The 22,206-nt window shown below is 41.3% G+C and carries 19 protein-coding genes and 1 tRNA gene; 5 read left to right on the top strand and 15 right to left on the bottom strand.

What is annotated here, in order from left to right; translation table 11 throughout:
• Positions 1 to 165: 165 nt before the first annotated feature.
• The 5 genes from KTJ10_RS09275 to KTJ10_RS09255 all read left to right on the top strand — a co-directional run bounded on the left by KTJ10_RS09275 (position 166) and on the right by KTJ10_RS09255 (position 5,615).
• Positions 166 to 242: transfer RNA gene (locus tag KTJ10_RS09275), tRNA-Met, on the top strand.
• 215 nt (positions 243 to 457) lie between these two features.
• On the top strand, positions 458 to 982 hold the full coding sequence (gene rimP, locus KTJ10_RS09270) for a ribosome maturation factor RimP (protein WP_002114922.1): 525 nt from the start codon (positions 458 to 460) through the stop codon (positions 980 to 982).
• A gap of 37 nt (positions 983 to 1,019) precedes the next feature.
• Positions 1,020 to 2,504: a transcription termination factor NusA gene (nusA, locus tag KTJ10_RS09265; protein WP_002115134.1), complete on the top strand. Its 1,485-nt coding sequence runs from the start codon at positions 1,020 to 1,022 to the stop codon at positions 2,502 to 2,504.
• Between the two features lie 10 nt (positions 2,505 to 2,514).
• Entirely contained in the window at positions 2,515 to 5,214 is a 2,700-nt protein-coding gene (gene infB / locus KTJ10_RS09260; protein ID WP_039763518.1) for a translation initiation factor IF-2, read from the top strand.
• Positions 5,214 to 5,615, top strand: a complete 402-nt coding sequence (locus KTJ10_RS09255) for a ribosome-binding factor A (RefSeq protein ID WP_002157043.1) — start codon at positions 5,214 to 5,216, stop codon at positions 5,613 to 5,615. The genes infB and KTJ10_RS09255 overlap by 1 nt, the downstream gene beginning before the upstream one ends.
• 58 nt (positions 5,616 to 5,673) lie before the next feature.
• Here the strand turns inward: KTJ10_RS09255 and KTJ10_RS09250 are convergent, their stop codons facing one another.
• From KTJ10_RS09250 to KTJ10_RS09180, 15 genes are all read right to left on the bottom strand, one after another.
• Positions 5,674 to 6,078 (bottom strand): Na+/H+ antiporter subunit G, encoded by a 405-nt coding sequence (locus tag KTJ10_RS09250; RefSeq protein ID WP_005065884.1) that lies wholly within the window; start codon positions 6,076 to 6,078, stop codon positions 5,674 to 5,676.
• Positions 6,079 to 6,089: 11 nt separating this feature from the next.
• The gene (locus KTJ10_RS09245; RefSeq protein WP_016142368.1) at positions 6,090 to 6,365 is read right to left on the bottom strand and encodes a monovalent cation/H+ antiporter subunit F; all 276 of its coding nucleotides are present in this window, start codon (positions 6,363 to 6,365) and stop codon (positions 6,090 to 6,092) included.
• Positions 6,362 to 6,889 (bottom strand): Na+/H+ antiporter subunit E, encoded by a 528-nt coding sequence (locus KTJ10_RS09240; protein WP_004794999.1) that lies wholly within the window; start codon positions 6,887 to 6,889, stop codon positions 6,362 to 6,364. The genes KTJ10_RS09245 and KTJ10_RS09240 overlap by 4 nt, the downstream gene beginning before the upstream one ends.
• Positions 6,890 to 6,891: 2 nt before the next feature.
• Positions 6,892 to 8,703, bottom strand: a complete 1,812-nt coding sequence (locus KTJ10_RS09235) for a monovalent cation/H+ antiporter subunit D (RefSeq protein ID WP_262441854.1) — start codon at positions 8,701 to 8,703, stop codon at positions 6,892 to 6,894.
• Complete coding sequence (locus KTJ10_RS09230) at positions 8,703 to 9,071, bottom strand: Na+/H+ antiporter subunit C (protein WP_003654595.1); 369 nt, start codon at positions 9,069 to 9,071, stop codon at positions 8,703 to 8,705. Before KTJ10_RS09230 ends, KTJ10_RS09235 begins: the two co-directional genes overlap by 1 nt.
• Entirely contained in the window at positions 9,068 to 11,917 is a 2,850-nt protein-coding gene (locus KTJ10_RS09225; RefSeq protein ID WP_199992523.1) for a monovalent cation/H+ antiporter subunit A, read from the bottom strand. The genes KTJ10_RS09230 and KTJ10_RS09225 overlap by 4 nt, the downstream gene beginning before the upstream one ends.
• 294 nt (positions 11,918 to 12,211) lie before the next feature.
• Positions 12,212 to 13,597: an AAA family ATPase gene (locus KTJ10_RS09220; protein ID WP_262441853.1), complete on the bottom strand. Its 1,386-nt coding sequence runs from the start codon at positions 13,595 to 13,597 to the stop codon at positions 12,212 to 12,214.
• 23 nt (positions 13,598 to 13,620) lie between these two features.
• Positions 13,621 to 15,123, bottom strand: a complete 1,503-nt coding sequence (locus tag KTJ10_RS09215) for a UvrD-helicase domain-containing protein (protein WP_032062860.1) — start codon at positions 15,121 to 15,123, stop codon at positions 13,621 to 13,623.
• Between the two features lie 9 nt (positions 15,124 to 15,132).
• The gene (gene hisIE, locus KTJ10_RS09210) at positions 15,133 to 15,906 is read right to left on the bottom strand and encodes a bifunctional phosphoribosyl-AMP cyclohydrolase/phosphoribosyl-ATP diphosphatase HisIE (RefSeq protein ID WP_068565285.1); all 774 of its coding nucleotides are present in this window, start codon (positions 15,904 to 15,906) and stop codon (positions 15,133 to 15,135) included.
• Positions 15,907 to 16,067: 161 nt separating this feature from the next.
• The gene (locus KTJ10_RS09205) at positions 16,068 to 16,466 is read right to left on the bottom strand and encodes a VOC family protein (RefSeq protein ID WP_262441851.1); all 399 of its coding nucleotides are present in this window, start codon (positions 16,464 to 16,466) and stop codon (positions 16,068 to 16,070) included.
• A gap of 26 nt (positions 16,467 to 16,492) precedes the next feature.
• The gene (locus KTJ10_RS09200) at positions 16,493 to 17,806 is read right to left on the bottom strand and encodes an FAD-dependent oxidoreductase (protein ID WP_262441850.1); all 1,314 of its coding nucleotides are present in this window, start codon (positions 17,804 to 17,806) and stop codon (positions 16,493 to 16,495) included.
• 124 nt (positions 17,807 to 17,930) lie between these two features.
• Positions 17,931 to 19,550: an ABC1 kinase family protein gene (locus KTJ10_RS09195; protein WP_005079317.1), complete on the bottom strand. Its 1,620-nt coding sequence runs from the start codon at positions 19,548 to 19,550 to the stop codon at positions 17,931 to 17,933.
• 12 nt (positions 19,551 to 19,562) lie between these two features.
• Positions 19,563 to 20,231 carry an SCP2 domain-containing protein gene (locus KTJ10_RS09190; protein ID WP_017481961.1) on the bottom strand — a complete coding sequence of 223 codons (669 nt, stop codon included), beginning with the start codon at positions 20,229 to 20,231 and terminating at the stop codon, positions 19,563 to 19,565.
• An 11-nt stretch (positions 20,232 to 20,242) separates the two neighbouring features.
• A complete protein-coding gene (gene ubiE, locus KTJ10_RS09185; RefSeq protein ID WP_002114829.1) occupies positions 20,243 to 21,190 on the bottom strand; it encodes a bifunctional demethylmenaquinone methyltransferase/2-methoxy-6-polyprenyl-1,4-benzoquinol methylase UbiE in 948 nt (315 codons plus the stop codon).
• 147 nt (positions 21,191 to 21,337) lie between these two features.
• Positions 21,338 to 22,045 (bottom strand): FFLEELY motif protein, encoded by a 708-nt coding sequence (locus tag KTJ10_RS09180; protein WP_262441849.1) that lies wholly within the window; start codon positions 22,043 to 22,045, stop codon positions 21,338 to 21,340.
• Positions 22,046 to 22,206: the final 161 nt, after the last annotated feature.

Here is a 22,206-nt window from a genome sequence, read left to right as displayed (position 1 = left end):
GCGGGATGGAGCAGTCTGGTAGCTCGTCGGGCTCATAACCCGAAGGTCGTTGGTTCAAATCCAGCTCCCGCTACCAATTTGATTAAGGTGCAACTTAATCAAGCGAATATTGGATAAGTTTACATTGACTTTTTTCGATATTTGTATATAATTTTTGCACGTTGATGCGGGATGGAGCAGTCTGGTAGCTCGTCGGGCTCATAACCCGAAGGTCGTTGGTTCAAATCCAGCTCCCGCTACCAAGTTTCTTAAAAGAGGCTCACAGACAGGTGGGCCTTTTTGCACAGTGGACTATTGTTTTCTGTGCTAAATAGGGGCGATTAACGCCCTTTTTTATTGGTTATCGTATCGCTATCGTGTAGTGTCGACATCAATTGGTCAAATAGTCATGCTTCACTATAGTAGGTCTGTGTCGGTTAAAACAACCGATTGAATCGCACGAGAATGACGAGAGTAAATGAAATTATCAAATAAATCCCAAGCATTGCATGACTTAATTGTTCCTGCAGTGGAAGCATGTGGTGTCGACCTTTGGGGAATCGAGTTTCTCCCACAAGGTAAACGTTCATTATTGCGTATTTATATCGATAAAGCGGTAAGTGAAGATGCTGAGCCTGTAATTAATGAAGATGGCGAAGTAGAACTAGGCCGTGGTATTGGTGTACAAGATTGTGTGCGTGTAACACAACAAGTTGGCGCAATGTTGGATGTTCATGATCCAATTTCAGGTGAGTATTCATTAGAAGTTTCTTCACCGGGTTGGGACCGTCCATTTTTTCAGCTAGAACAGTTGCAAGGCTACATCGGACAACAAATTGCTTTGCGTTTAATTGCAGCAGTAGAAAACCGTCGTAAATTTCAAGCAAAACTTATCGCAGTAGACCTTGAAAATGAAGAAATTCAGGTTGAAGTTGATGGGAAGCATGTGCTTGTGATCGACAGCAACAATATCGATAAAGCAAACTTGATCTATCAAGATTAAATTTATTTAAATTTTATAAGAAATCGGTAGGTGACTTATGGGCCGCGAAATTCTTACCGTTGTTGAAACGGTTAGTAATGAAAAAGGTGTTAGTCGTGAAGCGATCTTCGAAGCTTTAGAACAAGCTCTAGTTGCTGCAACGAAGAAAAGATTTTACGAAGGTACGCATGCTGAAGAAGCTCAACTTCGTGTAGAAATTGATCGTAAAACTGGTGATTACCGTACGTTCCGTCAATGGACTGTTGTGGCAGATGAAGATCATGAAATGCCGGCTTGCCAAGATGCAATTTCTGACGTTGATCCAGCTAAATGGTCAATTGGTGACGTGCGTGAACTCGAAGTAGAATCTATTGAGTTTGGTCGTATTGCTGCACAAATTGCAAAACAAGTTATCGTACAAAAAATTCGTGAAGCTGAGCGTGCTTTAGTTGCTGATGCATACGAGTCTAAAGTTGGTGAGTTAATTTACGGTGAAGTGAAAAAACAAACCAAAGATGGCTTCATTATCGACTTAGGCGACAATGCAGAAGCTTATCTTGCACGCGAAGAGATGATTCCAAAAGAAATTCTTCGTCCAAAACAACGTGTAAACGCTATTTTATATAATGTTAACCGTGAAGGTCGTGGCGCTCAGTTGTTGTTATCACGCGCTAAGCCTGAAATGTTAATTGCTTTAATGAAAAAAGAAATTCCAGAAATTTCTGAAGAAATCATTGAAATTAAAGCAGCGGCACGTCAACCGGGCGTTCGTGCTAAAATTGCAGTGAAAACAAATGATCACCGTATTGACCCTGTAGGTGCATGTATTGGTATGCGTGGTACGCGTATTCAAGCTGTACAACAAGAGTTAAATGGTGAACGTATTGATGTAGTGGTCTGGTCTGATGATCCGGCTCAATACATTGCTAGTGCATTAGAACCAGCTGATGTTTCAGGCATCGTGCTTGATGAAGATGCAAGAAGTGCCGACATTATTTTTGCAACCAGCGATCAATTAGCTCGTGCGATTGGCTCTCAAGGTCAAAACGTTCGTTTAGCTTCTGATTTAACTGGCTACAAACTCGACATGATGCTTGAAGAAGAGTATCGTGCTCGTCAGCAAAATGAAGCTCAGCAATATCTTGATATGTTTGTATCACGTCTCGATATTGAAGAAGATTTAGCAATGGCATTGGTGGAAATGGGCTTCACTTCTTTAGAAGAGATTGCTTATGTTCCTGCTGAAACTTTTGACGAAATTGAGCTTGATGCTGAGTTGGTTGAGTTATTGCAAAGTCGTGCAAAAGAAGCAGCCCTTACTGATGCTTTGAAACAGCAAGAAAATATTCAAGAACCGAGCGCAGACCTTCTTACTATGGAAGGCATGACTTCTGAGATCGCTTACTCGCTTGCCGCTCGCGGTATTATTACTGTCGACGATTTGGCAGATCAGGCTACTGATGATATCTCTGATATTGAAGGACTTGGTCATGAAAAAGCAGGTCAATTGATCATGAAAGCTCGCGAATCATGGTTTAACTAGGAGATGAAATATGACGGACAAGTCGATTAAAGAGTTAGCTCTCAGTGTAGGACGTCCTGTTGAGAAGCTCCTAGAACAGGCTCGTGAAGCAGGTTTGCCTCAACGTACAGCAGACGACATTATTACCACTGAACAACAGGATACTTTGGTCAATCACTTGAAAAAAGTTCATGGTCAGGAAAGTGGTAACACAGGAAAAATTGCGTTGAAACGTAAAACAACCAGTACCGCTAAAGTTGCAAGTACTTCAGGCAAAGCAAAAACAATTAACGTAGAAGTACGTAAAAAACAGGTTTTTGCTAAACCAAACCCTGAACAAATTGCAGCTGAAGCTAAAGCACGTGCAGAAGCCGAAGCGAAAGCACGTGTAGAACAGCAAACGCGTGAAACTGCCGAGCAAAAAGCGCGTCTTCAAACAGAGCAAAAAGCTAAAGCAACTTTAGATGCTATGCGTGCTGCTCATCAACAAGATAGTGCTGCACAGACAGCTCCAAAAGCTGCTGTTGTAGTGAAAAAGCGTGGTGGTGGTACAGTAAAACCTGCACCAAAACCAGCTGAAACTCCAGAACAGAAACGAGCTCGTGAAGAGCAGTCAGCTCAGTTAAAAGCAACTGAAGAAGCTGCACGTCGTAAAGCGGCTGAAGAAGCTCAGCAACGTACACTTGAACAAATGCGCAAAATGGCGTCTAAGTATTCAAATGACGATGCTACTACGACAATTCGTGTGATTGATGATTCTCCACTTGCTTCAGGTCTGGTTGGCCAAGCTTATGAAGATTCATTTAAGCAAGAAGACCGTGAAATTAAACGCGGTGGCGCAACCACTAACCCACGTGCTGGGAAGAAAGGTGGTCGTCGTGGTCAAGAAGAGCAAAGCTTTGTTAACCATAACAAACGTGGTTTAAAATCAAGCCAAGCGAATAAGCATGGATTTGAAAAGCCAGTTAAAAAGCAAGTTTATGATGTAGAAATCGGTTCAAGCATTGTTGTTGCCGATCTTGCTCAAAAAATGGCGATTAAAGTACGTGAAGTTATCAAAACACTTATGAAAATGGGTGAATTGGTTAATCAAGATCAAGCTATTGATCAAGACACAGCGGCACTTGTTGTAGAAGAAATGGGCCACAACCCTGTTTTAGTTTCTGATACACAAGCGGAAGATAACTTGCTTGAAGCGGCTGAAGAAGCTCGTGGTGAGCAAACAACTCGTCCGCCAGTTGTTACCATTATGGGTCACGTCGACCATGGTAAAACATCATTGCTTGACCGTATCCGTCGTTCGAAAGTGGCGGCTGGAGAAGCAGGTGGTATTACCCAGCATATTGGTGCATATCACGTTGAAACAGATAAAGGAATTATTACATTCCTTGATACACCGGGACATGCAGCATTTACTTCAATGCGTGCACGTGGTGCTAAAGCAACGGATATCGTTGTCTTAGTTGTTGCAGCAGATGACGGTGTAATGCCGCAAACTGCAGAAGCAATTGACCATGCACGTGCGGCAGGTACTCCAATTATTGTTGCAATCAACAAAATGGATAAAGAATCTGCTGATCCAGACCGTGTGTTAAATGAATTAACAACTAAACAAATCGTTCCAGAAGAATGGGGTGGTGATGTTCCAGTTGCTAAAGTTTCTGCACACAGTGGACAAGGTATTGATGAACTCCTTGATTTAATTCTTATTCAATCAGAATTGATGGAATTAAAAGCATCTGCTGAAGGTGCTGCGCAAGGTGTTGTTATTGAAGCACGTGTTGACAAAGGCCGTGGTGCAGTAACTTCGATTCTTGTTCAAAACGGTACATTAAACATTGGTGACCTTGTTCTTGCAGGTTCATCATATGGTCGTGTCCGTGCAATGTCTGATGAAAATGGTAAGCCAATTAAATCAGCAGGACCATCTATTCCAGTAGAAATTCTGGGTCTTCCAGATGCTCCGATGGCTGGTGATGAAGTTCTTGTTGTAAATGACGAGAAGAAAGCGCGTGAAGTTGCCGATGCTCGTGCTGACCGTGAGCGTCAAAAACGTATTGATCGTCAAAGTGCAATGCGCCTTGAAAATATCATGTCGTCAATGGGCAAAAAAGATGTTCCTACAGTGAACGTTGTTTTGAAAACAGACGTACGTGGTACTTTAGAAGCATTGAATGCAGCTCTACATGAATTATCTACTGATGAAGTAAAAGTTCGTGTAATTAGCTCAGGTGTTGGTGCGATTACCGAGTCTGATGTGATTCTTGCTGAATCTTCAGAAGCTGTATTATTAGGCTTTAACGTTCGTGCAGATACTACTGCTCGTCAGAGAAGTGACCAAGATGGTATCGATATTCGTTACTACAGCATCATCTATGAATTGATTGATGATGTGAAAGATGCCATGAGCGGTAAGCTTGCTCCTGAACATCGTGAAACAATCTTGGGTGTTGCGGAAGTACGTGAAGTATTCCACTCAAGTAAGTTTGGTGCAGCAGCAGGCTGTATGGTACTTGAAGGCACATTACATCGTAATAAACCGATTCGCGTATTACGTGATGATGTTGTAATTTTCCAAGGTGAGCTTGAATCTCTTCGTCGTTATAAAGACGTTGTTGATGAAGTTCGTGCTGGTATGGAATGTGGCCTTGCAGTGAAAGGTTATAAAGACATCAAACCACAAGATAAGATCGAAGTGTATGATGTTCAATTGATTAAACGGAGTCTTTAATGGCGGGTAGCCAACGCTTAAAGCGCATGGCGGATTCAGTACAACGTGAGTTGTCTGATCTAATCCGTCAAGAGCTTAAAGATCCTCGCTTAGGTGGTCTAGTGACCATCTCTGCGGTGAAAGTCAGTGCGGATATGGGTTATGCTGAAGTTTATGTCACTGTTATGGGACGTGAACTAGGTGATGAGCAAAGTGAAGCAGCAAATAAAGAAACTTTAGATGTATTAAATAAAGCTTCTGGTTTCTTGCGTCATGAATTGAGCCGTCGCATTAAGACTCGTATTACGCCTCGCTTACGTTTCCATTACGATAAGACGAATGCATATGGTAACTATATGTTTGGTCTAATCGAAAAAGCGGTACAAGATTTACCAGAACGTAAGTCAGATGATGAAGAGTAATTAAAACTCAAAATAAAAAAAGCCACCTTCGGGTGGCTTTTTTTATTGATTCAATTTTTTATTCTTTAGGAGGTTCCATTGGCGGTTTGTTTTGTGAAAAGCGCTGGCCAATTTTATAACGATCCCAAGGTAGAGGACGTTCAATAGCTTCAGGTACTTCACCACTCAGTGAGCGTAAACGTAAATGTAGCGCAGCTTGAGCAATTAAATTAGCTGAAACCGGCGCGGTAATGAAAGCTAAAAGGGTAATGAGTAGCTCAGCAAAACCGAACCGCCCTTGGAAAGCAAAAAAGATCATTGAAGCGATCAGAAAGCTTCCTAAGCCAAGCGTACTCGATTTAGTTGGTGCGTGTAAGCGCATGAATAAGTCGGGTAAACGGACCATACCGATTGAGCCAACTAACATGAAGAAGGCACCAAAAACCAGAAAGACCGAAACAATAATTTCCATTGTAAATTGCATTTGACCTCTCCTTAATCGATAACATGACCGGTTGTGAAGTAGCGTGCTAAGGCAGCTGTAGATACGAAACCTAGCATCGCAACCAGCAGTGCTCCTTCAAATAGAGAAGTCGTCATCCAATAAATGCCTAACACAACAATCAGGCAAGTTGCATTGAGGAAAAGCGTATCGAGTGCTAAAAGGCGGTCTACAATTGAAGGGCCCATAACCAGTCTAAAAAGGCAAAGTAGCATCGAGATTGTAATGGCAATCAAGCTAATACCTAGAGCATAGGGTAGGATTGTCATGCACTTGCCTCCGTTTTACTTTTCACATCAAAAATTTCCATAAGAGGAATTTCATAGCGTTGTTTGATGTCTTGAATATCAGATTCAGTATTATCCGTGCTTAAAGCATGAACCAGAATATCCCCACGTTCTTGATCGATACCTGCAGAAACTGTACCTGGTGTTGTGGTAATGATCATTGCCAGTAAGGTATTAACCTGCTCATGTTCTGTTTCTAAAGGTACGCGATACCATTTAGGATGTAATTTTTTAGTAGGTCCCAAAACAAGTTTTGCGACCTTAAAGTTAGAAATAATAATATCCCAAAGAACCACAAAACATAGTTTAACCGCAGGTTTCCAGTGAATATGCGGTGTGCGGGTAATAAACGGTTTGACTAAGCGAGGGATAATTAAGCCCAAAAGCATAGCAGTCAAAAGATCACTCGCATCCAGACTATGCGCCAGCATCAACCAAAATAAAATGATGAGAACCGAAACAAATGGATGTGGAAACCAGCGTTCAAGCAAATGAGATAACTGCATTGTTATGGCTCCATAGGTTTCAATTGACTTTCATCAACAATGGTAGGCGTTTGGAGTTTGTCCTGTTGCTGAATTTGTCGTTGTTTATATTCAGAAATATGTTCGCCATTGAGCGTATCTTTCGAAATAATATCCGGAACAAGATAAGCATTATGATCTTCAACCTCACCGCCATACTTCGTTTCCGGTAAGTAACTTGGGTCATATGGCTGTACACTGATGACTTCACCGTTTTGATCTACTTTAAGAATAGAGTGTTGGTAAAGCGCATGGTCTTGGATCTGTTGTGCGGTGCTTAATGTGTAATGCTGAATTGGTGCAGCAAAAACAACATAAGCGATTAAACCAGCTAGTAATAGATAAATGACTTGATCGTTACGTGGCGGTGCGCGTTCCGGTAAAGCACGATAAAGGATATAAGCTGGCTGGATTGGATCTTCTTCTGGAGGAGATGCGCGCCAAAATAAGATAAAACCAACACGTGTGAGTGCAATAATACTTAATAGGCTCACAACAAGCACAACACCAATAATCCAGCCTTGATAGCTAGCTTCAACTGTCGCTTGTAAAATGAATACTTTTCCAAGAAAACCACTAAAAGGTGGTAAACCTGCAAGCATCATCGCAATCAAGAAATAAGTCAGCATAGCCGCTTTTTCTTGTTTAATTCTTGGTGCAACTTTTAAATGATCTTTAAAATCTCCACGTTGTGAAGTGATCCATCCACAAAATAGATAAAAAGCTGCGCCAATTAAGGTACTGTGCACTAAGTAATATAAAGCGCCAGACCATGCCTGTGTATTAGACATGGCAATTGCTGTAAGTAAGGTGCCAATTGAAGAAAGGACCATAAAGCCGACAAAGCGACGTAAACGATCTGCCCCAATTGCGGCAATCACACCATAGAGTGAAGTAATTAAGCCAATAGGAAGTAACCAGCTTTTTAAGATTTCTTGACTAAGTGTATCGTCAAATACTGTTCCATTTACACGTAAAATAGAATAGATCCCGACTTTAGTCATGATGGTGAAAATTGCAGCTACAGGCGTACTTGCAACAGCATAGGTTTTTGGTAGCCAAAAACCGACAGGAAGCATTGCTGCTTTAATACCGAAAACAACAAAGAGAAGTAGCGAACCAGCGACTGCTAATTTGTGTTGATCTGCTTCGAGTGTCGGTATAAGGCGTGAGACATCCGCCATGTTGAGGCTACCCACGCTGCCATAAATCATGCCAAGCCCAATCAAGAAGAGGGCAGAGGCTAAAAGATTGATAATGACATAGTGAACACCAAGCTGAAAACGAGGTTTGCCTTGTCCATGTAAGAGCAACACATACGAAGCCATCAACAGGATTTCAAAAAAGACGAAAAGGTTAAATAAGTCGCCTGTTAGAAATGCTCCACAGATCCCCATTAATAGAAAATGTACCATGGCATGGAAATAGCGACCACGCGTATCCCAGTTATCACTTGCATACCATAAAACTGGTACCGCTAATGCATAGGTCAGTGCCAGCATAAAAGCAGAAAGACGATCGAGTACAAGCACAATACCAAATGGCGCTGACCATTCACTTAGTTGGTAAACAGTAATTTGACCCGTGCTGGCGTAACTAAGATAAACAATAGCTGTAATTAATCCGGCAATTGCTGAGACAAGACTAATGCCACGACGCCAAGGCTGGCGCCAGTCATCTTTTAAAGCACCTGCCCCAGGGTTACCTAACAGTAATAAGATAAAAGCAGTAAACGCTGGGATGAGAATACTAAAAATAGGCGTGTGTTGTTGCCAAAAAGATAAAAAATCAAACATCACGGCTCATCCTCACGTGGGTCGTATGTCGGGGATATATCTTCTTTAGCATCAACATGATCACTACCTGACTCATAACGGCTACGTAGCGCTAGTTGCACAATAAACGCTGTAGTTGCAAAACCGATCACGATAGCAGTTAACACCAGCGCTTGAGGAAGTGGATCGGTTATTTTTGTTGTTTCAGTTAAAATTGCCGGTGAGCTGATTTGTAATCGACCCATAGCAAATAAAAATAGGTTTACTGCATAGCCGATTACAGCCAATCCAAGCACAACAGGGAAAGTACGAGCACGTAAAATCAGATAAATACCTGTGGCAACAAGTAAACCAATAGCAGAAGCCAATAAGAATTCTAAACTGATCATGATGATTCCTCCCGATGTGGTACAGGACCAGACATACTCGAATGACGAGAGTCGCCTAATACAGAGATGAGCAACATTGTCGCGCCTACAACGGTGATATAGACACCCAAGTCAAAACTTGCAGCTGAAGCTAGATGTAGTTTTCCTAGAATTGGTAATTCAACATAGACATGAGCACTGGTGAGGAACGGACGTAACCAGAACCATGCTGCTATACCAGTCAGACCTGCAATCGTTAATCCTATGCCAATCCAGACTTCGTAAAGGCGGCCAGACTTCGCTTTTAACAGCTGTTCTGCTTGATCTTGACCTAGTGCAATATATTGAATGATTAGCGCCATTGAGGTGATTAGACCTGCAATAAAGCCACCGCCTGGATAGTTATGTCCTCGCAAAAAGATATAAACACTGACCACAAGCGCTAGTGGTAATACCCAAGAGGCTGTAATACGGAACATAAGCGGTGAAGGATTAAAACGGTAGGTGAGACCTTGCGTCATTGTTGTGCCGTGTACACGCATACCATCCATAAGACATAGAGCGCCAATCGCAGCGATGCCTAATACTGTAATTTCACCGAAGGTATCGAAGCCACGGAAGTCAACTAAAATGACATTTACAATATTTGAGCCACCACCAAGTGGTAGAGACTGTTGGGCAAAGAACCAAGAAATCGAATTGTGATCACGGGTTAAAATGAGCCACGTAATCCAACCAATTCCTAAACCTCCAATAATTGCTAAAGCTGCATCTCTTAAACGTCTAGAGCGAAGAGACTCATACGGTGTTAGCTGTGGAAGTAACGATAAGCTCATTAGTAAGAGAACAGTGGTTACTACATCTACTGTAATTTGAGTCAGTGCTAAGTCTGGTGCTGACATAGTAACGAATACCATCGTTACAACTAGACCAATTGCACCACTAATAAGTACCGCCTTAATACGTTCATGATGGAACCAGAGCATCATCCAACAGCCTGAGAATAACGTTAGCCAAAGAACTACAGCAATCCATGGAGCATGGGTGAGTTCGCGTGTACCTGTACTCAGCCCTTGATTGAGTAAAGGCATAGTGACCATGATGACGCTAAAAGCAATGATCCAGAACAAATAACTTTGCAATGAACCATTTTCAGTTTTTTGTTTGATTTTTCGGCTTGTAAGCAGCAGATGTTTTAAAAATAAATCAAATAAGATACGGCCTTGTAATCTGCCTAGGCGCGGATCAAGGTCAATTTTACGAATCATGCCGTCTTTTGCTAAAGCAAAGTAGAACAGTGTACCGCCCACTAAAGCAATAATACTCATCACAAGAGGAGCGTTGAATCCATGCCAAATTGCAAGGTGTGTACCTGCAAATTCTGGTTGCATTAAGCTTGCTCTAGTTACGCTATTGACCAGTGGTTCTACCAATAACGAAGGCAGAATGCCGACCAAGATACAGAGTACAGCAAGAAGAATGGCTGGAGCACGCATTCCGATTGGTGGTTCATGTGCGTCTTTATTTGGCACTTGTTTACCGATTGGACCGTCAAAGAACACACCATGCACTAAGCGAATTGAATAACTTACTGCGAAGATACCAGCCAGAGTGGCAATAATACTGGCAAGGATAACCGTTGAGCCTGAAAGATTCGCCAATAGCTCGGTAAAGAACATCTCTTTTGAAATGAAGCCGTTGGTAAGTGGTACACCTGCCATAGAGGCAGCGGTGATCATAGTGAGTGTGGCAGTGAAAGGAAGTAATTGCCAAATACCACTGAGTTTTCGAAGATCACGTGTGCCAGTTTCATGATCAATAATCCCTGCAAGCATAAACAGCGCTGCTTTAAATGTTGCATGGTTAATAATATGGAAAATAGCAGCGGCAACCGCTAAAGGAGAACCGATCCCGAGTAAACAAACAATAAGCCCTAAATGACTAATGGTTGAATAGGCTAACAGTCCTTTTAAATCTTCTTTGAAAATGGCAAAACACGCTGCCATACAGAGCGTAAATAAGCCGACAAACGTAACGATATTGTGATAGATCGCAGCGCCTATAAAGATTGGAAGTAAGCGGGCAAGTAGAAAAATCCCGGCTTTTACCATGGTCGCAGAGTGTAGGTAAGCAGACACTGGTGTGGGTGCCGCCATTGCGTTAGGTAACCAAAAATGAAATGGAAACTGAGCACTCTTCGTAAATGCGCCAAGCAAAATAAGCAATAACATTGGAATAAAAAGAGTGTGAGCTTGGATTGCATCTTTCATGCCCATGATTTCGCTAATTTCATAGGTTCCGGTGATTTGTCCTAATAGAACAAATCCACCTAGCATTGCTAAACCACCCATCCCTGTAATAGTGAGCGCCATCCGAGAGCCACGTTGAGCAGCTTCATAATGGCTCCAATAACCCACTAACAAGAAAGATGAAATACTGGTGAGCTCCCAAAAGACTAATAAAATAATAAGATTATTAGAGAGCGAAATCCCCAGCATTGCTGCCATAAACAGCATGAGTAAAGTATAGAGTTTACTTAATGAATTTTTAGGGCCTAAATAATAATAGGCGTATATATAAATGAGTGTACCGATACCGGTAATAAGAAGAGAAAATAATAAACCAAGAGCATCAAGTCTAAAGCTTAGATTAATCCCTAATTGAGGTAACCAATCCCAACTTTGTTGAATGCTTGCACCACCAAGCACAGTTTTAGCTTGAGTCAGTAATAAACCAAAACTGGTTAAACTGACTCCAATTGCCCCTAAAGCCGTTACTCCACGCGAGAACCGTTGAAGCAATGAAACAAGGGTGGTGCCTAATATTAACGGTAATAAGATAATTATCGGTAGCACACTCGTATCCATATATGATTTAGGCCGAAACCTAAAGGTGAAATTTTAATTTCAGAATAGATAGGAATTCAAAGAGAGTTCCAAAGCTTATTATTCCGAAAACCCAACCAAATTAGAAAATAAAGCGAGAAACAAGTTGTATTGCGCAACTTGAAGAATAAAAACGCAAAATGAAATTTATTGTACACTAAAAAAGCATTGAAAATCTGATGTTATTACATGTAGTAACAACATCTAGTTATTTGAGTACTTAAAAAACCGTATTCCACCATATATTTTGTGAGTGCAGTTTTTTGATTATAAAACTCAAACCGAGGGGCTCTCTTCCGGTGTGTCTCCCGCATGAATCATTCTTAATAATTCATTTTTCTGTTGTTCATTCAAACCCTGAATCTGCTGAAATAAAACCTCAATCTGTGCTGGTGTTGGGTCTATTAAGCTCGGAGGCTGTGCTTCTATAGAGGGTGTTAAAGGTTCGCTTCTTTGAAGTAAGGTATAGATATGTTCAAGCTGTTGCTTGGTCGTATTTAGGTCCAGATGGCTAATTTTACCATGCTCTAATTTTAGACATTGATAGGTCGAGGCATGTTCGAGTAGTTCTTCACGACTTCCTGTTGCAATAATTTGTAGGCGTGGGAAGGCTTGATGAAGTCGATTTAAGATCTCGGAGCAATGAGTCGAGTCGAGCTGTGCATCAATCTGGTCAATGAGTAAAACGCCATCCCCCTCAAGGCAAGGGTTTAGGCTTAAAGGATTGAGTAAACAGAGTCGGCGGGCTATATCGCCTACTAAAGCAATCCAAGTTTTTGTTGTATTTGAAAGTTGCTGAAAAGGTAAAGTTTGATCTTCATAGTCGACCATGAGTTGTAGTCGAGGCTGATACTGTAGATATAGATCTGTAAGCTCAGGCAAAACGATATTCAATGCATTCTTGAGGGCATAGAGATTGGGTGAAGTAAGCTGTTTAGGTTGCCCTGATAACTCTTTTTGGAGCTCATTTAATAATTCTGTTTGATCTTGCTGATCTGACTGTTTAGATCTAATCCGTTGTACTAGATATGCAGCTTGAGCATTTTCAATATCACTGATTTCTCGTAGCCATTCAAAAAAGCGCGTAAAAGTTGTAAACGGTAGTGGGCTGATGTCATAGGCTGAAATGGCTTGAGTAATGCCAGGTAAATTTTTATTAAGCAGATTAATATCATTTACAAATCGCTCGGCTGGGTAGTAAGCGATTAAGGGAAGTCCTTGTAATGGATCTTTTTTTATGACTTGTTGATAAAGAGCCATGGTTTGGTCAAGTTGCTGAGTTTCAACTTGGCTCACTCCAATCCCACTTGCATTTAAAGTTTTAAAAAGTTTCCAGCTACACAGCGAAGAATCTACCTGCTGAGCAGAGGTGCTTTCTGGTAAATGGCCAATTTCAGAAGGAACTTGAATGGTCACTTCAATTTTTGATTGTAGACGCGACTGAGTAATGTCTTGATCAGGCATGACAATACCAGGACTACGCAAATCTTTAAGGCGAGCAGGGAGCCAAGTTAAAGCATGGTAAGTATGTTTGAGTAACATACTTTTACCAGTTGCCTGTTCACCTAAAATTAAGGTGATTGGCTGTTTTTCATAGTGAAAGTGTATTTTAAGGTCGTGAAACAGAGCAATATGTTTAAATTGGACAGATTCAAGTTTCATAGGCTCACCTAAATATGAGCGCTTCAACCAACCGACTGACGAAGACTTAAAGGCGCCCTTAGTTTTAATTGTTGTATCAGATCATAAAGATGATGGATATTTAGACTTACTTTAGCACGAGTACAGGCAACGTACAGTAATCTTAATTCTTCATCGGTAATCTTGTGTTCTAACCCATTAATTTTAAATTGATAGTCATCTTCAATATGAACGCGGTTCCATTCTAAGCCTTTCGCTTTGTGGGCTGTAGAGATGACGTAGTCAGCTTGCTCAAGTGGTGTAATCTTTGCAAGCGCTTTTTTTAGTGGGTCGGTGCCGTGGTCATCGACAAGTTTAACCAATGGCTTAATATCACTACCTTCATTAGTTTCACAGTATTCATGGACATCATGCCATGAATTAAACCATGCTAATTCAGGTACATCAGTAACCCGTTTCCCTTGCTTTAAGAGGCTTGCGGCATCTACAAAACGGTTTAGTTTTTGATGGTCAGCCTGCAAACTTACTTTATCGCCGTGAACTAAACCAGCTAATAAAAGTTCCATTGCACGAGCATTGGTACGGCACAAAATCGCATCACGCATTTTAGTGTGTGGTTTATTTACAACACTTGATTTCTGGTTTGGATTACCAAGCAGAGGAACAGTTTCATTTAAGCCGCCCAGCAATGCATTGGCAACATCGGCAATCGTTTCACCAAAACGAAAAGAAGTGGTGAGGCGAGACTCTGGTAAGGGCAATTGTTGCATGGCATTAATTGCACCACGCCACGCGTAGATTTGCTGATGTGCATCGCCAACATAGATAACCTGAGTATTTTTTTGACGAAGCAAAATGCCCAACATTAAAGGATCAGCATCTTGTGCTTCATCAAATAGTACATAATCGGCTGGAATGTTCGGTTCAGACAATGCCCAAAGTTTGAGGTAAATATCGTGACCAATTCCTGCTTGATGATTTGGGTCGATCGACTCTAACCAGCGGCGTTCAACAGCAGGGTAAAGATGAGTTTGTAGCTCGGTAATATCGTCTGGATGTAACCAGTTTGGTGCCTGAATATGTCGAGGAGCAGGGTATTGCGAGCTGGTCGAGCAAAAATAGCTGACAGCATTGGCGACAAGACTTGCGAGGCGACTTGGCATTAAGACGTATTTTTCATAACGTCCACCCATCATGCGTCGCAAAGTTATAGGTTGTAGTCGATATTCTTTTGCAATAAAACTTGGGCTTAAGCGAGGTAAGCGTAATTTATCAGTCACACCTCGTGGCACACTGCGAAAAGCGAGGGAGTGAAAAGTACGACAATCTACATTACGATGAAATTTGTTTTGTGCTTCGCCTGCAATTGCCTTGTTAAATGCTAGATACATACCGCGCCGTTCAGGCATGGCATCACTAATCATTTGTAAGGTAGTAGTTTTACCTGTACCCGCATAGGCAATCACTTTAAATGATTGCCCAAGACGTGCGTTATCTATGGCAATTGCTTGCTCATAGGTGGCTTTAGGTTTTTCGATATTCGACACTGAGTGATTTTAAACCTTATTGCGGTTAGCTTTTTCAACTAAACCAGATAAACCCTGACGACGAGCTAATTCGTCAATAATAAGTTGTGGATTAAGATCGAAATAACCCAACATGACAATGCTATGGAACCACAAATCGGCAGTTTCATAAATCAAGTCATTTAAATTACTTTCTGTATTTTGAGCAGCGTAGTCTTTCGCAGCAATAATAGTTTCTACGCTTTCTTCACCGACTTTTTCCAAGATTTTATTGATGCCCTTTTTGTAGAGGCTTGCAACATATGACGTATCCGCTTCTGCTTGTTTACGCTCTTGCATTAATTGCCCTAAGTGAGCAAGTACATCCACTTGTTCTGTCGTGTGATCATGATCGTGGCTTTCAGTTTTGGCTTTATCGCCATAAATTGCAGTAGGGTCTTTTAATTGTGCATCGACAATTTCCCAGCCCTGTGGGGTAAGTTTACGGTAGAAACAAGACTCACGACCTGTATGGCATGCAATACCGCCGTGTTGCTCAACTTGTAATACGATTACATCGCCGTCGCAGTCTAAACGAATTTCATAAACCGTTTGGAAATGACCTGATTCTTCACCCTTGTGCCAAAGTTTTTGGCGAGAGCGAGAGAAATACACCGCCTGATTTTTTTCTGCTGTGAGAGCAAGTGATTCACGGTTCATCCACGCCACCATCAAAATACGTCCGGTTTGATGATGTTGAGCAATGGCAGGGATAAGACCTTGTTCGTTAAATTTTACTTCATCGAGCCATTGCGTGTTATTCATGAGGAATCACCAAAGAAATATGAACTATAAATTGATTTCAATTAGATGCTAAAAATAGCTTGTATAGTGTACGGCATCAACGTCGCTTTGCGGAAAAATTCTTTGTCCTTTTTGTCTTTGTCAGCGTAATGAGTAGCTTGTACTTTTTACTCATGAGTGCCTTATTCAGATGGCTGAGTCATTAGAATATTTGAAATCTCAATCAAATTTTGATCTGGATCACGAATATAAACTGAAAGAATAGGATACATTGCACCAGTACGTTCAATCGGACCTTCTTCAATTTGAATATTTAATTGATTAAGGTGCGCAACTACTTCTGAAATGGGAGTGTCAGAAATAAAACACAAATCGGCAGATCCGGGAGTCGGCTGTAATGCCTTGGGTTCAAACTCGTTACCTTGCTGGTGTAAATTTATTTTTTGATTTCCAAACTTTAGAGCCTTTCTATTACCTTTAAAAATGATGACCTCAAATCCTAATACGGTTTGATAGAAATGACAGGTGGTTTCAATATTCGAGACAGTTAAAACAAGATGATCAAGATGGCTAATTTTCATGTGTTACTCACCATTATTTGGTTGGGTTAATAGTCAGACAGAGATTCGCTTTCTAAATGAAACGCACTGTTTTCTTTAGGTAATTGAGCAACCTGATCATAGGCCAGTTGTTGGAATGGCCCTGTTTTTAAGCCTGAAATTGTAATTGCCATTTCTTTTCGAAAATAAGGGATTTGATACATCCACGGAAAAACTAGATCTCTTAAACCTCCAGCCCACCAATGATCAGATTGATAAAGTGGTGTTAATAAGCGACTAAGAAATTGATAAAACTGGGTGGATGAACGGCGAAGCTGGTGGTAGTGCTGCCAGAGCAGGGACCAATCAATCTTTTGATTATTTTGGGCATGTTGCAATGACTGAGAAAAAGCCCAAGCATCCAATAATGCCATATTTGCGCCTTGTCCCAACTGTGGGCTCATTGCATGAGCGGCATCTCCAATCACACCAATTCGACCCTGACCAAATTGAGTCAGGACCACATCGCGGTAGTTTGCAGATAGCCATTTAGGCTGAGTTTGACTGTTATACAAAATTTCTTTCAGCCATTCTGCAACTTTGGGCCAACGTTCTGAGACTTGCTTTAACCAAGCTTGTTTAGCCTGCTCATCTTGTAAAAAGCTTTGTAGTTGTGGTGTAGGTAGACTCCAAAAAACACTTGAAAGGCGCTGTTGAGGTTCAGTTGGAATCGCTCCTGTAGGAAGAATTCCCATCATAATTTTCGAGCGATCATAAAATTGATGCAGAATTTCAGAATCAAGAACTTGGCACTCAGGTACGATACTCCATGCCGCACCCCAAGGATAAGCTTTGTCAACCTTTACCCATGCTTTAGGGCGTAACTGGCTACGTGCACCGTTGGCAATGAGTAGGCTATCAAAGCAAGCATCAAACTTTTGGTTTTGATGACTGCCGAATATCCGAACTTCATCATTATGTTCTTCAAAACTTTCAATAGAATGGTTCATATGCCAAGTGATCTGGCTTGAATACTCGCTAAGCTTTTGAGTGAGTACATGACACAAAGTGGCTCGGTGTATACCTAGACCATAGAGGTTTGCTGATGCTTCGTGATAATGACTATTAACTAAAAGGCGCTTGTCCGGAAGTTGTCCTTCTAGGCCTGTTACTCTTGCGCCTAATGTTAAGGCTTTTTCGAGCACACCTAAGTGTTCAAATACAGCTAAGCCCGCAGGTTGTAGTAATAAACCGGCACCTACCGGAGATAACTCATCAACTTGTTCAAAAATAGTAACGTTATTGCCTTGGCGGGCAAGCAAAATAGCAGTGGCTAAACCTGCTGTACCTGCACCGATAATGGCAAAATGAGGTGTTTTCATTGTTTGTTCTTTTGAAGCATTTATAGCTTCAATTTAGCAATGAACGAATAGCTGATCTATAAATTTTTTGAAAATTAAATTTTTTCCATAAAAAAATCCCTTGCACTGGCAAGGGATTTTGAACTTATTTCAATATACGCCAAAGCGCTAATAAGCTACTCAGCACAATTAGAATAATCGAAACAAACCAAGGACTAATAATTGCAATAGTCAGCAAAATCAGCATAGTACTGCCGAACATCCAACTACGGCGTTGCTGATGTTCCATTTGCAAACGAAGTTGCTGAATTTCGCGTAACTGGCGGTCTTGCCAAGCTGACTGATTTTTTAAACCATTTAAGCTATCAATAATTAAGCTTGGGAAATCTTGAGCGCCTAAAAGCAGGTCAGGTAATTGCTGGCCGAGTTCTTTTACATTTTTGACTGGGTTCATGTTGGATTTGACCCATTCCGTCAAAATTGGTTTTGCCAATTTCCAGATGTCGAGCTGTGGGTAAAGGTCAGTCCCTAGGCCTTCTACATGCACTAAAGTTTTGAGTAGCAGCATGAGCTGTGGCGGAATTTCTAAATGGAAGCGTCGAGCAATATCCATCACTTGAATTAAGATACCCGCAAAATCAAGCTGGTCCATTGGTTTAGATACCATTGGCCCAACAGTACGGCGCATTTCACGTGCGAGAGCATCTTGGTCTGTACCCGGTGGAATCCAGCCAGCTTGATGCACAATTTGAATGAGCTGCATAAAGTTGCTGTTCATGACAGCAAGCAACATACGGGCAACTGTCATCTGGTCGTGTTTAGATAGCTCTCCCATAATCGCACAGTCCAGTGCAATAAAGCGTGGATTGCTTGGATTAATGGTTTCTACAAAGACATTACCGGGATGCATGTCGGCATGGAAAAAGTTATCGCGGAATACTTGCGTAAAGAAAATAGTTAACCCTTTTTCTGCAAGTTGTGCGCGATCCATGCCTAAACGGTCAAAGGTTGCTGTATCTGAAATAGGGACACCAGTAATACGCTCAGCCACCATGACATCTTTGGTGTCCATGTAGACTTCTGGCACATACATCATGGTTGAACCAGTGAAGTAATGGCGCATACGACGGGTGTTATCTGCCTCAATACTCAAGTCCAGTTCATTTAAAATGATCTGACGGTAGTCTTGAATAATTTCAGTGAGATGCAACGCACGAGCAGCTTCTAGGCGACTTTCTAAGGTGTTGCCTAGCCAAGCTAAAATTTCAAAGTCTTGTAAAATCTGGCTACGAATGTCCGGACGAGTAACTTTAACAACAACTTCACGGCCATCATGCAGTGCCGCTGTATGTACTTGTGCAATTGAAGCAGCAGCTAATGGTTGGTCATCAAAGCGGGCAAATAGAGTATTTACGTCTGCTTTTAAAGAATCTTGAATACGTTGTTTGGCAACATTGCTATCAAAAGGTTTTACTTGATCTTGAAGTAAAACCAGTTGAGCGAGTACCTCAGGTGGAATTAGGTCACGGCGAGTAGACAGTAATTGACCAAGCTTGATTGCAAGTGGTCCCATATCTTCTAAAGCTTCTTTAAGCTTTAAAGGATTTTTACGTTCACGACTCGACCATGCAGCTGGATGCATTTTAATAATATTTAATGCATGCTGAGCTTTAACTGGTAATTCATCCGCAGGGAACAACGTATCGAGTCTATAGTGCGCTGCAATACGCCAAAGTTCGAGTAAACGTGAAACGTGCGGAATCATATAAAGTCTTACCTAGTCTTGAGAGGGTTGTAGTTGTGCATTGAGTTGCTGCAATCTTGCTTCAAGACGGTCAATGTCTTGATTAAGCTTGCGAGTTGCTTGAGTTAAGTCGTCCATTTCCCAGCGAGGGGCAAATAGGCCGCTATCTTCTTTTAAGGCATCTTCAGCAAAAAACAGATGGCTTTGCACCGAGCGTTTTAAATGTTTTGGTGCAAGTTGAATCTTGCCAATTTCATGAGCGAGTTGAGGACCCACCCATCTTGATAAATGCGCAGCTAAATCAGGTTCAGCTTGCTGCATAATTTTTTGAATATCCTGTAATAGGTGATAATCACCTTGGAGCGGGATATTCCCAATCTGGTCTGGATCGCTGACCAATAATTTAATCAGTTCAACGACATCTTTAACATGCAAAGTTGCGGTTGCTTCAGAAATTTTGAATTGGGCATCAAAAGGACGCTGTTCAAAAATAGAAGGCTTTTCACTATGACCTGTTACGGTAGGTTCAAGACGTACTTTTTCTTGGTCAAAGAACACATCGACAGAAAGCTGCGGACTATCAATCACAACACGCAACATTTTGCCCTGTAACTGATTAAGCTGAATGCGAGTAACCGCATCCAGATCGATCAGATGATGAATGATACGTTCGACTGCACCGAGTGCCAGAATCGACCACATATCGTTATCCCTTACAGTTTGAAGCCACGGTGAACGGCAACGATACCGGCAGTAAGGTTGTGATAGTCACAGTTCTGGAAGCCAGCATTTTCCATCATACCTTTTAAGGTGCGTTGGTCTGGGTGCATACGGATTGATTCAGCCAAATATTTATAGCTTTCTGAGTCATTCGCAACCAATTTACCCATAATCGGTAAAGCGGTGAATGAATAGAGGTCATAAAGTTTTGAGAATGGCTCAAATACAGGTTTAGAAAACTCAAGAATCAGTAAACGGCCACCTGGTTTTAACACACGGAACATAGAAGCAAGTGCTGCGTCTTTATCTGTCACGTTACGTAAACCAAAGCTAATGGTTACAAGGTCAAAGCTGTTGTCTGCAAAAGGTTCTAATGTTTCAGCATTGGCAAGAACGAAGTCAACATTGGTACAGCCAGCATCAATTAGACGGTCACGGCCAACATTGAGCATAGATTCGTTAATGTCTGAAAGTACAACATGACCTTGCGGACCAACTTCACGGCTAAATACTTTTGCTAAGTCGCCTGTACCGCCAGCAATGTCTAACACGTGTTGACCACGGCGGACACCAGACATGTTAATTGCAAAACGCTTCCACAAACGGTGAATACCAAATGACATCAAGTCATTCATCAAGTCATATTTGCTTGCAACTGAGTGGAAAACTTCTGCAACTTTTTGTGCTTTATCTTCAGTTCTAACTGTTGAGTAACCGAAATGTGTTGTTTCACCAACGTTGCCAGTATTACCAGCACCACGAGGTAAATTGTATTTAGGTACAGAGCCATTCACAGGTGTGTCTGTTAAGGTTTGCTGTAAAGTTTGTTGTTGCCCTTGAGGAGTACCTTGAGGTAAAGGTGAGCTTAGGAATGGGCTAACTTTGTCTGAACTTTGTGCCTGCTCAGTTGGAGATGTTGGCTTTTGGTTTTCGTTAGACATATTGTCTCTCCTAGACTCAAACTCAAGTGAAACGGAATAAGTTCTGCATGATGACAGATTTTGTCTATTTTTACAGGCATCATCATGCAAATATAATGAATAAAATCTCAACTTCGCGAGGTTGAGTTTTTCTATGTGCCGACCTTATCACACTCTAAACGGATTCGGATGCCCTGAATGTACATTTTCAATAATCTGGCGTTCTTTTTCAGTAAAAGTCTTAATAAAGGTCTCGGCTGATTTTAACGGTTTCATCGCACTAAAACCATCTTGAATGAAATCATACATCAATTCGAAGTGATATTTTTGGGCAATACCTTTACACATTTTAAAAGCAGTAAACATCATAAATGAACGCATGTATTTATCGAGTGCTGCACCTAAATCGTCAAGAAGAGCAAGTTGTTGATAACGAGCTTCGGCCTGATCAAGCTTTATTAAGGTTAAACGCATAATCTCATCAGTTAATACTGTATCTGCCGGATAGTCATCAAGAAGTTGCATTGCTACTTGCTCATCAAGTTGGGTTGCAAGTACAGCCAAACTTACTGATTTAGTACCTGTTTTAATTGCATTCTCAGGTAAGACTTTTTCTGCTTTATGGGCATATTTTAGTAAACGCTCGATTTGAGCTGCAAGAGCATCAAATTCTGGGCCACCATATAAACGATTTAAAAAGTACTCTGACATGAGCTTGTGCGCTGGCAGATTAAAAAAGTCATGATGCGTATCTTTCATCCGCTCTTTTAACCATGTTTGTACATCTTGCAAACGCTGAGCAAGTACTGGATTATCGTGATAATTAAATGTTTTATATTGTTGTAAAAGATCATCAAAAGCAGCGAGTTTAGACATTTAAGGCTCTAATATTGGGCTATTTGCAAGAAATCATAAAAGGCATTGTAACCTTGTACTATGGCGAGTAGATGTAAAAAAAATGATTCATGCGTCAATTTTTAAACAGAATTTTGGCGCAATGACATAATTTGTATAGCAATTCATCATTTAAGCGCATA

It is taken from the genome of Acinetobacter sp. WU_MDCI_Abxc222 (assembly GCF_025514755.1).
Classification (GTDB): Bacteria; Pseudomonadota; Gammaproteobacteria; order Pseudomonadales; family Moraxellaceae; genus Acinetobacter; species Acinetobacter geminorum.
This window is presented reverse-complemented; position numbering and strand designations above follow the sequence as displayed.